This window comes from Enterococcus sp. AZ078, assembly GCF_051714985.1.
Classification (GTDB): Bacteria; Bacillota; Bacilli; order Lactobacillales; family Enterococcaceae; genus Enterococcus_B; species Enterococcus_B hirae.
This window is the reverse complement of sequence record NZ_JBIOSW010000001.1, coordinates 1,571,222-1,585,249: the sequence shown is the minus strand read 5'-3', so window position 1 is coordinate 1,585,249 and position 14,028 is coordinate 1,571,222. Positions and strand designations below refer to the sequence as shown.

Here is a 14,028-nt window from a genome sequence, read left to right as displayed (position 1 = left end):
ACAAAAACAGCTTCTGTCTTTTAGTGTTTGTCCATTGTGAAAAAGTGACATTACATATTCTTGTGATTCACATTAAACTTAAGAAGTAGGGTTTTATTGAAGTTTTTCCATAAAAATAAACGTAAAAGGGGCGAATTGGGAGAAAAGAAAAAAAACTTAAGAAACATAACGTTTTAACTTTACTACATTGGCAGAAACAAAGGAAGAAATCAAACATAAGTATGGCATAAAAAGGAGTCTTTCTTATGAGAAAACAGACATTACTTTTCTATTGCCATTTAAAGATATAGCCTTAAAAGGAGGAGTACATTGAAAACCAGAAAAAAGTTATTACATAGTACATTAATATTAGCGCTAGCGCTTGGACAAACCAGCGGGACAGTTGTTGAAGCTGTTTCGATGTTAAGCTCAGTTGAAAGTATTGATGTCAAGAAAATTTCAAAAATGAATGAAAAGAAAACTACGACCAAGAAAGAAGTAAAAAAAGACGAGAAACGCACGAAGGAAAAAAACACCGAGAAAGACAAAAAAGTTGCTGATTCAACAGAAAGTAATAAAATAAAAAGTTCAATTGAAAGTTTTGCTAATCCGACATTTGAATTACCAATACCTGTTGGAGCTGACATTATAGCGGCATCTACTGACTCAGAAAAAGAAATTGGAAAAGCTGTAAATGAATTTCTTTCTAAAAAGTTGAATCTTATGATAGATAATTCGACAGATGATTTTAAAGTAGGCGATACAATTAATTATAAAATTCCTGGCGTCTTTCTAGGTGGGAATACGAATGGAGCTGAAATCATTTCTAGTGAGTTCAGTGATTTCTGGGAGAACTGGGAAAACTCTAGTAATTATAGAGTCACTCTTCTAAATATTTTAAGAGGTACATATGCCTTGTTTTATGTTACTAGTGAATCAGAAAGTGGAAATTGGCAAATGAAAATTACAACGTCTGATCAAGCTAATGGACTTTATTATGTAGCACCTTCAGATAATAATTTATATGTTACCTTTACGCGACTAAAAGTAGCTATTCCTCAAAAAGAAGTATTCAAAGTAAGTAAGTTCCCTTATAGTAATATCAATCATGATTATGGGGTAGCTTATACTACTCGTTATGTTCCGATGACGTTTAACGTTGATTTTCCTAAAAGTAAAGGAACGCTTAAGGCAGAGGTAAAAGATGGTCCTCATGTGGTCGAAGAAAAGAGCTCTCCTAAACCAGAAGATTATGTAGAGGTGAAAGATAGCCTTGGAAAAGTGACTTATACATGGATAACAAAACCAGATACAAATAAACTAGGAAATCAAAACGTTAAAGTATTAGTGGAAGATGAAACAGGTCGGTCAAAAGAACTAACATTTACGATGACAGTTAAATCTCTGCTCACAGTAAAAAAGGAAGCAGGTGAAATCTATCAATATTCTCTTTTGCCAGATGTCAATGATTATTTTGAGGTAACCACGGAAGGATCCTATACGCTTCAATGGTCTAATAACCCAAATACAATGACAGCAGGAATACATAAGTGGGAAGCTACAGTAAGAACCTCTGATAACCGAGAAATAACGAAATCAATAACCATGAGAGTGCTGCCACATCCTGAGTTACAACTAAAATTAAAACCGATTGAGGATCGTACCGTAACCTTGGTGGAGTCGTCTGATACGTTAGCCAATACGTTTAAAAACTATATTGAAGAGGCAACACTGTTAGGGGAACCTGTAGCGATTGATGATCTTGAGTTTGTTGCGAACGAATCGTCCAAGACTGAATTTCAATCGGTTGGTACCCATGAAGTACGCATCACTGTGCAAGCAAAGCATCCTAATTCTAATGTTATGAGGAACTACTACCGTGAACGTACTATGGGGTAATACCATCTTAATACGTTCGGTTGATGGCTATTCCGCCGGAGCTTTTGCGTTAGATGGTAGTAATTCTAATAGTGCCCCAGCTACGCTATCGATTCGTCAGGGCATTGCGTCTCCTTTAAATGAAGGAGTTGGCGATATGACCGATCCATTTGGTCTTTATTATCGTTTGGAAATCTTGCGTAATGGCAATGAAATTTACAAACAAGAGGTGCCGAAACGTGCCACGTTACAAGAAATCATGAATGATTATGGAGATGCTAATAACAACACTACGGTACAAATGAATGATATTATCCAAATCACATATCCAAGCAAGACACCTAATGCTTCGGTTGTGATGATTAAGGAAAAAGAAAATGATTTTACGTATGGTACGGAGATCGCTCGTTACCGTGTGACTCCTTATGGGTTTGATCCAGCACCTGTCATGACGGCAGAAAGTGCGGAAAAAGCGTTCGTTTTAGGCGAAGACGTGAAGCAAACGAATTTGAATGAACTAGTAAAAAATGTGCGGATCAACGGTGGGGTAGCGGACAATGAATTTTATACAGTAGAACCTCTTGATGAGTTTGATACCAGCACGATCGGTAAACGAAATATGCGGGTCAAAGTCACAACAAAAGATAAACTGGCTTCTGAAATCATTGAGATTTCTTACCAAGTGAAGTGGGGAGACACTTTTGTTATTAAAGGATTGAAAGAGGCGACAGTTGGTGCGTTTAGTTTATTGAAGAATCAAAATCAATGGCAAATCCAAGCTTCTCAAGGAGTGGACGGCACAAACTTAAATGATCCGGTGGATAATTATTTTGGGCGTGATACCTACTATTCTATCGAAGTTTTACAAGGCGCTACCAGCAAGTTCCGCTATGAAGTGGCAGGTAATCAGTCGATTCTTGAATCCATCCAGGGATTCAAGAATGGGCAACCGTTGACGGTCAGTAATGGCGACGTGATCAAAGTGTATCATGCCGATCCTCTTGGGAAAAATCTTTTAATGAAAGATGAATTAGTCAAGGATTATACGATTGGTTCCAATTATGCCTATTATGAAGTCACCGACCATGGCTTGGAACCGATTTTAGCGGTTGCGGCTGATTCGATGCCTCAAGAATTTATCTTAGGTGAAGATAGTAGTAACGTTGATGGTGCGAAGTTGATCAATAGCATTACGATCAATGGAACGGCAGTGGGAAGTAATCAATATACAGTCAAACAAATGAGTGATTTTGATACTTCGGTGGCAGGATCACAAACGATCAACGTGCGTATTGATACGAAAGATGGACTCGTTTCAAAAGAAATCGAGGTTCCTTATGAAGTTAAATGGAACGATACGATTTTGATGAAAGCTCAAAATGGTCAATCAGCCGGAGCCTTTTCATTACATTCTGGGACTTCCAGTACGAATCGTGTATTAGTCTTTAACCAAGGATTAAAAACCGATCTCAATGCACCTATTAGTACCGATTCTTCGCTTTATTATTCCATTGAAGTATTGCGAGACGGGCGTTCTGTCTATCTACAAGAGGTACCGGGACGTGCTTCTCTCCAACAGGTAATGGACAATTTCGGGACGAAACAAACGTTAAATGTCCAAGCTGGTGATGTCGTTAAAATGTATCATCCTCAACGTTCAGAAGGTAGTTCAGTGTTAATGGTAGATGAAATGGAAGAAGATTATACCTACGGGTCGCAATATGCCTACTATCGAGTAACATCCTATGGTTTTGAACCGATGTCAGTGATTGAAGCTGTTGGCTCCAACAAAGCATTCTCATTAAAGGAGAATACGAAAACGACGGACTTGAGTCAATTGTTAGCACAAGTATCGATCAATGGCGAAATTGTTACGAGTGAAGAATATACAGTGGAGAAACTTTCTGAATTAGATACCGCAACTGTGGGCAAAAAGGAAGTCAGATTAAAACTGACGACAGCCGATGAGACCGCAGATATCGAACTGGATGTTCCTTACGAAGTGGTTTGGGGAAGTACCTTCTTGCTTAAAGGGTTAGATGACCAGAATGTGGGCGCTTATAGTATTGTGGAACAAGACGGAGAGTGGACGATCCAAGCTGGCAAAGGAGAGGATTCCACCGTCTTAACCAATCATGTGAATAACATTTTTGGTCGCGATACTTACTATCGGATCGAGGTAGTAGCAAGTTCAGAAAATCAACCGAAGGAAGGATCTGGTGTAACCGTTGAAAATATTATGGGCTTAGATCCGACGACTCGATTATCGGAACAAATAAAATACCAGTATGATGTGACTGGAAACATGACTGTGGGTCAGGCTATCAATGGGTTTAATAATGGGCAGCCGTTGTCAATTGAAGAAGGGGACATCGTAAAAGTTTATCATGCAGAGGCGAAGAATAATTTATTGATGCGAGATGACTTGACGAAAAATTATACAGCGGGTTCAAATTATGCCTATTATCAAGTAGCCAATCAAGAATTTGAACCGATCACTGAGATGAAAGCTGAAACAGTTTCGCAAGAATTGACATTAGGCGAAGATGCCAGTGATATTGATGGAATGGATTTGATCAAAAATGTCACTTTTAATGGTCAAAAATTAGATACGACATTATATGATGTCGAACAAGTTTCTGAATTTGATACGAATACTGCTGGAGCGAAGATGTTAACGGTGAAATTATCTACCGCAGATGGTGTCACTTCTACGGATGTGGAAGTACCTTACGAAGTCAAATGGGGAAGTACGATCCAGCTCAAAAATAAAAAAGGTGAAACCGTTGGTACTTTCGGGTTAACAAAAGACAAAAAACAATTGAAACTCCAGGCGTTACAAGGAAAAGAAGGAACGAACTTAGCTAGTCGAGTCACTGAAGCCAACGATGCAGATGTGTATTATGGGATCGAAGTCTTTACAAATAACACTAGTAAATATAAATACGAAGTGCGAGGCACACAAACGATTGCTCAAGCAATCGAGCGATTCAATAGTGGGGAGCCATTAAAAGTTTCTGCAGGGGATCAAATCAAAGTGTATCATACGGATCCAAGCGGGAATGTCTTGATGGCAGAAGAAACGGAGCAAAATTATACCTATGGTTCCAATTATGCGTATTATAATGTGACCGAATACGGCTTTGAACCAACTGGAGACTTTACCGTGACACCGGCAGAAGCAAAAATAATCATCAATACCAAACAAGTGGATCTTAAAGATCTCTTGAAAGAAGTGAAAGTCAACGGGAAAGAAGTACCGAAAAACGCCTATACAGTGAAATTAGATCCTGAAACCGAAATCGATACTTCAAGTTTAGGAAATCGTGTCGCTAAATTAGTGGTCAAAGTTGACCGCTCTTACGGTGGATTTTCTACTGAAACTGAAGCGACTTATGAAGTAGTGAAAGAAGGAACACCAGGAGCGTTAGGAGAAAGTTCAGGCGAAGGAAATACAGAAGCAGAAACCAACGGGGAAGGTGAAGGAACAGAAGAAGCAAATGGTGGTAATTTACCAAAAACCAATGCAACCAAAAATGCGATGTTCCCTCTATTAGGTACCTTACTAATTAGTTTGGTAGGAATGTTTCTGTTTTGGAAAAAGAAAAAAACAAAAGAAGAACCAAAAAAGTAGTATAATCCCATTGAAATAAAAAAAGCACTCATTAGAAGTTTTACGAAAACTAATGAGTGCTTTTTTTGGCACTTCGTCACTGGGCTTACTATTTGTACGAATAAAGCTCTTTACAAGTCTGAGGATAACATCTATCGTCTATCAATATCCGAAAAAATTCTTTTTTAAGCTTTGGAAAATAGCTTTTCAACTATTTTATTATATGTATAACTAAAATTATTGTTATTATAACAAAATAAAAAATGATATCTGCTTAACTAAACGTACATATCGGTTTCAAGTTACTACGATAATCATCCTGTTGAAATTTATTCATTAACCACATCTAGAGGGAGGGTGAATTCTATCTAAAGTGAATTTTATTGTAATATCAGTTTTTCTCAGCATTTTTACTATCTGAAATGAAACGGAAAAATCAATGATGATTCATCAATCCCATAAATATCAGTTTTTTTCATTTCCTTTTACATTTATAGTACAATTTAAAAAATAACGATTTGAAGTAAGTCTATTTTTCCTGGTTTGTTGGTAAAATATGACATTGTACGATAAAATAATTCCTTATATGCTTCTTGATGAAAGAAAAATTTTTTTCTTAATAGAGTAATCAAGGGAGGATTATGTTGAAAGATAAAAAACGATTATTGAAAAGTGCGTTGATTTTTGCATTGATACTCGGTCAAACGAATAGTGGGACTATCGTGGGAGCAGGTTCGATGTTGCCTACAAATGAAAGCAGAGCTATAAGTCAAAAATCAAAAAGAACTGAAAAAACAAATCAGGGAAAAGAAAAAAAAACAAGTGAAAAAGCAGATAATAATAACCTAGTAGATCCAGAAGATGATCAAAAAAATACAACAATTTCTTCTAGAGACTCTGTGCTAACCAGTTATCAACGTGGAGAACTTAGGAAGACAGCTTCTGCGTATGTAGGGGTATATTTGAATAGTATAATAAGAGTTGCAATAAACGAGAGAAACTTAAATTATAAAGTAGATGAACAAGTAATTTTAAAATATAAACTTGTTCCAGACTTTGATTATAGCAAACAGATAGGTCTTACAGAACCAGCTTATGACCCTGATCTCCCTCGTGATGGCGTTCTGATAAAGAGGGACACAATATATTTATTACCTCAAGGGGCACCACATAATGGAACTGTTTCAGAAGGTAAACATTTTAGTGTAGATTCAAAAAGCGGAAATTGGCGAATGAAATTGGTTAAAGCAGATGATTGGGGTTATCATGTTACATTCACTCGTCTGAAAATTGCGCCAAACCAACCCGAGATTTTCCCTATGGAAATCTTTTATTACCCTACTTACTATTTGGGGATAGTTAAAGAATATGATGCAATTGATTTTTTAGTAGATTTTCCTGATGCAGAATCAAGTATTGGGAAATTGAAAGCTTCAATAAAAGATGGCGTACATACGCTTAAACAAGGTGATGAGGTACCTAAAGCTGTAGAATATATTGAGTCAGTAGAGAATACTCGAGGAAATGTAAAATATGAATGGAAAACATCTCCTGATACGAGTCAGCCAGGAGTGCAAGAAGCGAGAATAGTAGTCAGTGATGACTCTGGACGAACGCTTGAAGTCACTGTGCCGATTACGATTATGCCTTTGCCGCTAGAGATGTTACCAAAAGCAGGAGAACATAAAGTCATACAATATGGTGCTGTTCCAAAAGCAGCCGATTATTTTAATGTGGTGAATCATTATGAAGAGTCTACATACAAAGTTGAATGGGTCAAAGCCCCTGATATGAATCAAGAGGGTATTCAAACTTGTCTGGCGAAAGCGACCTCCTCAGATGGGCGTACTGCAGATAGTGCAGTACAAATTGAAGTTATCTCCAATCCAGGTTTAGAAGTTAAATTAAAACCATTAGAAGAACGAATATTAGGAGTATCCTACCCTTCTTTAAGTTCAAATTTTAAAAATTATATAGAAGAAGTGACACTGTTAGGTGAGAAAGTAGACGTTAATGAGTTAGAATTGGTCGTGGACGAAACAACCGATACAAATTTTCAGACTATTGGTCAAAAAGAAGTAAACATTACAGTTAAGAAAAAAACTTCTGAGGCGAGTGTCTGGATTAAAGGAACAGGAACCACTACAGTCAACGTATTATGGGGCAATACCATCTTAATGCGTTCAATTGATGGCCATTCTGCAGGTGCTTTCACTCTTGATGTCAGTAACTCAAATAATGACTCCGCTGCTCTTTCGATTCGCCAAGGATTAGAATCACCGTTAAACGTGGCGGTAGGAAAATTACAAGATCCATTTAAACTGTATTATCGGTTGGATATTTTACGTAATGAGAGAACGATCTATACGCAAGAAGTAACAAATCGGGCAACTTTACAAGAAATTATGAATGCTTTCGGAGATAAAGAGAATAAAATAGACGTTAAAATAGATGATATCATCCAAATCACCCCCAGGGAAAACAGCTAATAGCTCGGTCGTGATGATTGATGAAGAAGAAAAAGATTTTACATACGGAACAGAGAATGCTCGTTATCGTGTAACAGCGTATGGTTTAGACCCAGCACCCGTAATAACAGCTGAAAGCGCAAGAGTATTTTTTTTAGGCGAAGATATCAACCAATTGAATCCACAAGAGTTCATCAAAAATATACGTCTTAATGATCAATTAACTTCGAATGAACAGTATAAAATCAACCTTATCGATGGGGGGGATACTCGAACAGTTGGTAAGCAAACGATGAGAGTCAATATTACCACAAAAGATGGTTTAGTCTCTGAAGAAGTTGAAGTCACTTATCAAGTGAAATGGGGTGATACTTTCGTTCTAAAGGGGTTGAAAGAATCGACTGTTGGTGCATTCAGTTTACTAAAAAGTAATGATCAATGGCAGATTAAAGCTAGCCAGGGCGTAGAAGGTACAGAATTAGACGAGCCAGTCAATAACTACTTTGGTAGAGATACCTTTTACTCCATTGAAATTTTACAGGGGACAACTAACAAGTTCCGTTATGAAGTGATAGGCAATCAGTCGATTCGTGAATCCATCTACGGTTTCAACGAGGGAAAACCGCTGGATGTCAATGAAGGTGACGTGATCAAAGTGTACCATGCCGATTCTGTTGGGAAAAATCTATTAATGAAAGACGAATTAGTCAAGGATTACACGATAGGTTCCGATTATGCGTATTATGAAGTCACTGAATATGGCTTGGAACCAATTTTAGCGGTAGCGGCTGATTCGATGCCTCAAGAATTTACCTTGGGTGAAGACAGCAGTAACGTTGATGGATCGAAGTTGATCAATAGTATTACGGTCAATGGAACGATAGTGGCTAGTAATCTATATACAGTCAAACAAATGAGTGATTTTGATACTTCGGTGGCAGGATCACAAACGATCAAAGTACGTATTGATACGAAAGATGGGCTGGTGTCAAAAGAGATTGACGTTCCCTATGAAGTCAAATGGGGAAAAACTATTTTGATAAAAGCTCAGAATGGACAATCAGCCGGGGCCTTTTCATTATATGCGGGAACTTCCAGTACGAATCGGGTATTAGTCTTTAACCAAGGATTAAAAACCGATCTTAATGCACCAATTAGTACCGATTCTTCACTTTACTATTCCATTGAAATAGTGCGTGAAGGGCGATCTATTTACTCTCAAGAAATACCGGGTTATGCGACGTTAGAAGAGGTAATGGCTAATTTTGGCTCGAAACAAAAATTGAATGTCCAAGCAGGTGATATCATAAAACTATATCACCCCCAACGTTCAGACGGTAGCTCTGTCTTATTGGTAAATGAAACAGAAAAGGACTATACCTATGGTTCTCCATATGCTAATTACCGCATAACTTCTTATGGTTTTGAGCCCATGCCGGTAATTGAAACTGTAGGACCAAATAAAGTTTTTTCTTTAATGGAAAACACTCAAAATATAGACTTGAGTCAGCTATTAGCGAATATAACGATCAATGGTGAACGGGTGGAAAGCAAAAATTATAAGATTACGCAACTTTCTAAAATGGACACCTCTACTGTTGGTAAAAGAGAAGTCAAATTAAATCTTAAGCCAGAAGATGGCTCAGCAGATATTGAACTGGATGTTCCTTATGAAGTGGCTTGGGGAAGTACTTTCTTACTTAAAGGGTTAGATGACCAGAATGTGGGCGCTTATAGTATTGTGGAACAAGGCGGAGAGTGGACGATACAAGCTGGCAAAGGGGATGATTCCACCGTTTTATCGGATCATGTGAATAGTGCCTTTGGTCGCGATACTTACTATCGAATCGAAATAGTAGGAAATCCAGAAAATCAGTCCGAAGAAAAAACAGGTGTCACTGTCGAAAATATTATGGGCTTAGATCCGACTACTCGATTATCGGAACAAATAAAATACCAGTATGATGTGACGGGCAATATGACAGTGTGGCAGGCGATCAATGGGTTTAATAATGGCCAACCATTACCGATTGAGGAAGGGGACATCGTTAAAGTTTATCATGCAGAGGCGAAGAATAATTTATTGATGCGAGATGACTTGTCGAAAAATTATACAGCGGGTTCCAACTACGCCTATTATCAAGTGGCCAGTCAAGAATTTGTTCCCATCACTGAGATGGAGGCTGAAACAGTTTCGCATGAATTTACCTTGGGCGAAGATACCAGTGACATTGATGGAATGGATTTGATTAAAAATGTCACTTTCAATGGTCAAAAATTAGAGACGACATTATATGATGTCGAACAAGTTTCTGACTTTGATACAAATACCACTGGACAGAAAATGTTAAAAGTGAAATTGTCTACCGCAGATGAGGTGACTTCTACAGAAGTGGAAGTGCCTTACGAAGTGAAGTGGGGAAGTACAATCCAACTAAAAAATCAAGATGGCGATACTGTAGGTGCCTACAGTTTGATAAAAGAAAACAAACAAATCAAACTCCAATCATTACAGGGAGAAGACGGAAGTGACTTATCGAACCGTATCACAGAATATGATGACATGGAAATTTACTATGGGATTGAAGTTTTTACAAATAACAGCAGTAAATATAAATACGAAGTTCGCGGTACGCAAACAATTGAACAATCGATTAATCGATTCAATAGTGGGGAACCATTAAAAGTTTCGGTGGGAGATCAAATTAAAGTGTATCATGCCGATCCAAGTGGGAATGTCTTGATGGCAGAAGAAGAAGAGCGAAATTACACTTATGGTTCCAATTATGCGTATTACAATGTGACTGAATATGGGTTTGAACCAACAGGAGATTTTACCGTGACACCAGCAGAAGCGAAAATAGTTATCGATACGAAACGTGTGGACCTTAAAAATCTTTTGAAAGAAGTTAAAGTCAATGGCAAAGAGCTGCCGAAAACTGCTTATACGGTTGCATTAGATCCTGAAACAGAAATCGATACTTCTTCTTTGGGGTATCGTGTTGCTAAACTAGTCGTGAAAGCTGACCGTTCCTATGGTGGTTTTTCTACTGAAACTGAAGCGGCTTATGAAGTGGTGGAAAAAGGGACGGATGGTGCTTTAGAAGATGGTACAGAAGATAGCATGACTGAAGATAAAGAGATCACAGGAACAGATTCAGAAAAAAAGAACTCAAATGGAGACAATACAAGTGGCGCAAAAAATGGTAATTTACCAAAAACCAATGAAACAAAAAATACGGTTTTTACTGTATCAGGTGTCTTGATTGTTAGTTTAGCGGGAATCATCCTGTTTTGGAGAAAAAGAAAAGCAAATAAAAATTCTAAAAAATAAGATAATCAGTTATTAAAAAGCCCACGTTAGCTAGACTACAGCTGACGTGGGCTTTTTTGTCGGTCTTCAGATTGATTAGAAAGTAGTTAGCTTTCATTGGTGTCACTCAACTAAAGAAATGAGCTACTCTCTCATTTGGCTTCTATCTTGATATTCGAGGATATCACCTGGTTGGCAGTTTAAAACTTCGCAAATCTTATCGAGCGTAGAAAACCGAATCGCTTTTGCTTTACCATTTTTTAAAATAGAGATATTAGCCATCGTAAGACCTACTTTTTCACTCAGTTCGGTCACGCTCATTTTTCGCTTGGCTAACATGACATCTAAATTGATAATAATAGACATTCGACACCTCACACTGTTAAATCATAGTCATTTTTTAAATAAATGGCTTGTTTGAGTAAATCAATCAAAATGCTTGAAAGGATGTAGATAAAAAAAGGGATAAAGAGTAAGACGAAAGCGATGAGTAGGATTCCTGGACTATCGCTCATATCAGCTATTTGGTAAAATTTTGGCAAAATACCAAATGCAAGGATCGTGATACATAAAAGGCAAGATCGGATTTTACTGCTAAGCTTTAGACTCTTTTTAGTAAAAGTTTCCTTTGAAGGGAAGGTTTTGACTAACCGGAGCAGGAAGAAATTGAGCAACAAAGTCACTAGAAGGATTAGGTAAAGAACTAGAATAAATAGTGTAGTTTGCCAGTTGCTAAATGGATTTGTAGGATTTGTACTCAATTGAATAGTTAATAGCGTTCCCAAGAGAAGAGGAACAAAACAAAAAACAGAAACGATTAATTGGATAAAGAACAGTTTGGATTTCATAAAATGCCTCCTAAATTTTTATTAGTATAGCATGAGGTTTGTTCATTATCAATAATTATTTATCGATAAACGATAAATAAAAGGATGGACAAACGCCTTTTTCAATAAAGAAAAGGCGTTCTAACGAATCATATTATATTTTAAAGCTGTAAAACTATTACTAAAAATGGACTATTTCTCATTTAAACAATGTATTCCCTAACCACTAATACATCCTTGTAACCCTGAAGTTACGCCAGTGGGATTAAATTTCATCAAAACAAATCAAAATCTCGCATAAAATATTTATCGCAATAGATTAATTATAACATATCATTTGCAAAAAAGATATTTAATTTAGATTACATTTACGATAGTTTTAAATAACAGAACTTTTAAGGAGAAAAACGTATCATTATCATGTTTATACCCTCCCAAATCTAAAGTAAATATGCTAAAATCACAAATAACAACGAAGATCATGATTGGTTGGGAAAATTTATTCCTATTTTTCGTTATTAAAATTAGGTGTACAAATAACTAATTGTTTTATTTTGTTTGGTTGTGGGGAGTTGAGAAACAAAATATGCTAGTATAAATTGTTATATAAGTATGGATAAAAAATTCAGATAAAATTATTAGGTTGTTAGGGGAAGTTTAAATGAAATTAAATGAAGAAAGTTTATTTATCCTAATTTTGATTGGTCAGCTTTACACTGTTTTTATGGCTCTTGGTTATCTAAGGAATCTTTTATCAAATAAAAAGTTTCAGTTGTTTTCGTTTGTTAGTGTAATCGCTTATATTGCTTTATATCAATGGATCAATATCATAGCGACAGTTATCTTATGGGCTGGGTTATGTCTAAGTATCTATATCATTGATCGAAACATTGATATAGCGATATTTTATCCTTCGATTATTTTATTTTTCTACATATTCATTGATGGAACAGCCAAATATCTATATAAAATTTTAGGTTGGGATATCAGCGATTTTTTTACAGCTGTTTTAGGAACAGGTTGTTTGTGGATCGTTACTGTTTTTCTAAAAAAAATGGTCATACCAAAGATTATTAGGGATAAAACGACTCTAAAAATAGCGGCCATCGTTGTTTTTTTTACGATTATTGTTTATTTTATTAACATTTGTAGTGATCGTTTTTCTGTTTTAGCAAGATTCCTAGTTATCAGTAATGAATTATTTACGGTTCTTTATGGTGTAATGTCTACCATAATTTATTGTGTACTACTTTTTATCAAGAAAAAAGAATTTGAAACACGAGAGCAGCAAAAAGAAATGCGTCACCTGATTGAATACAGTGAACAGATCGAAAATAACTATCTTGCATTACGAAAATTTAAACACGATTATAAGAATATTTTGTTTTCAATAGAGGATTATATTCAAACAAAGGATATTGAAGGGATGCAAAAGTATTTTTATCAAAGTATCAAAGCAACAGAAACGATTTTTGAAGAAAACAATCTCCCAATTGCTTCGATTTCAAATCTTAAAATTAGAGAGATAAAAAGCATTATTTTGAGTAAATTATACGTGGCTAGCCAAAAGGGTGTCGAAGTAAACGTAATGATTCCAACACCCATTACGGATATCGCTATCTCAACAGTCACACTTGTTCGTATGCTAGGGATTATACTGGATAACGCAATTGAAGAATCAGCCTTTTTAGAAAAGGGAAAAATTGAATTGACTATTATGGAGGAAGACAAAAATTGTTTTTTTGTCTTAATGAATCAATGTCGTTCGAGTATTCCTAAATTACATGAATTGAAAAAAGTAAATTTTACTACTAAAAAAGGAAATCAAGGACTAGGACTAACGAATCTGGACGAGCTTGTTCATTTGAATGAGAATGTTTTTTTAGAAACAAAAATTGAAAACAATCGCTTTATACAAATCATAACGATTAGTGGAATGAGGGGCTAGTA

Annotated in this window: 5 protein-coding genes and 1 pseudogene; 4 read left to right on the top strand and 2 right to left on the bottom strand. The window is 36.3% G+C overall.

Features of this window, described 5'->3' with window-relative positions; genetic code table 11:
* Positions 1-309 precede the first annotated feature (309 nt).
* The 3 genes and pseudogenes from IGJ18_RS07380 (at position 310) to IGJ18_RS07370 (ending at position 11,272) form a co-directional block, all read left to right on the top strand.
* Complete coding sequence (locus IGJ18_RS07380; RefSeq protein ID WP_438843098.1) at positions 310-1,878, top strand: hypothetical protein; 1,569 nt, start codon at positions 310-312, stop codon at positions 1,876-1,878.
* Entirely contained in the window at positions 1,859-5,491 is a 3,633-nt protein-coding gene (locus IGJ18_RS07375) for an LPXTG cell wall anchor domain-containing protein (protein ID WP_438843097.1), read from the top strand. The genes IGJ18_RS07380 and IGJ18_RS07375 overlap by 20 nt, the downstream gene beginning before the upstream one ends.
* A 620-nt stretch (positions 5,492-6,111) precedes the next feature.
* Positions 6,112-11,272 (top strand): annotated as a pseudogene (locus IGJ18_RS07370) (LPXTG cell wall anchor domain-containing protein).
* Between the two features lie 123 nt (positions 11,273-11,395).
* Here the strand turns inward: IGJ18_RS07370 and IGJ18_RS07365 are convergent.
* Together IGJ18_RS07365 and IGJ18_RS07360 are read right to left on the bottom strand one after the other, a co-directional pair.
* Positions 11,396-11,617 (bottom strand): helix-turn-helix domain-containing protein, encoded by a 222-nt coding sequence (locus tag IGJ18_RS07365; protein ID WP_034867089.1) that lies wholly within the window; start codon positions 11,615-11,617, stop codon positions 11,396-11,398.
* Positions 11,618-11,625: 8 nt separating this feature from the next.
* On the bottom strand, positions 11,626-12,099 hold the full coding sequence (locus IGJ18_RS07360) for a DUF2975 domain-containing protein (RefSeq protein ID WP_010719090.1): 474 nt from the start codon (positions 12,097-12,099) through the stop codon (positions 11,626-11,628).
* A gap of 640 nt (positions 12,100-12,739) precedes the next feature.
* Between IGJ18_RS07360 and IGJ18_RS07355 the strand changes: the two genes are divergently transcribed.
* Positions 12,740-14,026 (top strand): sensor histidine kinase, encoded by a 1,287-nt coding sequence (locus tag IGJ18_RS07355; protein ID WP_438843096.1) that lies wholly within the window; start codon positions 12,740-12,742, stop codon positions 14,024-14,026.
* Positions 14,027-14,028 lie beyond the last annotated feature (2 nt).

What these genes read in the sequence shown, in the direction of transcription:
- IGJ18_RS07365 (WP_034867089.1), bottom strand. Translation starts at nt 11,617, where the DNA reads ATGTCTATTATTATCAATTTAGATGTCATGTTAGCCAAGCGAAAAATG.
- IGJ18_RS07360 (WP_010719090.1), bottom strand. Translation starts at nt 12,099, where the DNA reads ATGAAATCCAAACTGTTCTTTATCCAATTAATCGTTTCTGTTTTTTGT.
- IGJ18_RS07355 (WP_438843096.1), top strand. Translation starts at nt 12,740, where the DNA reads ATGAAATTAAATGAAGAAAGTTTATTTATCCTAATTTTGATTGGTCAG.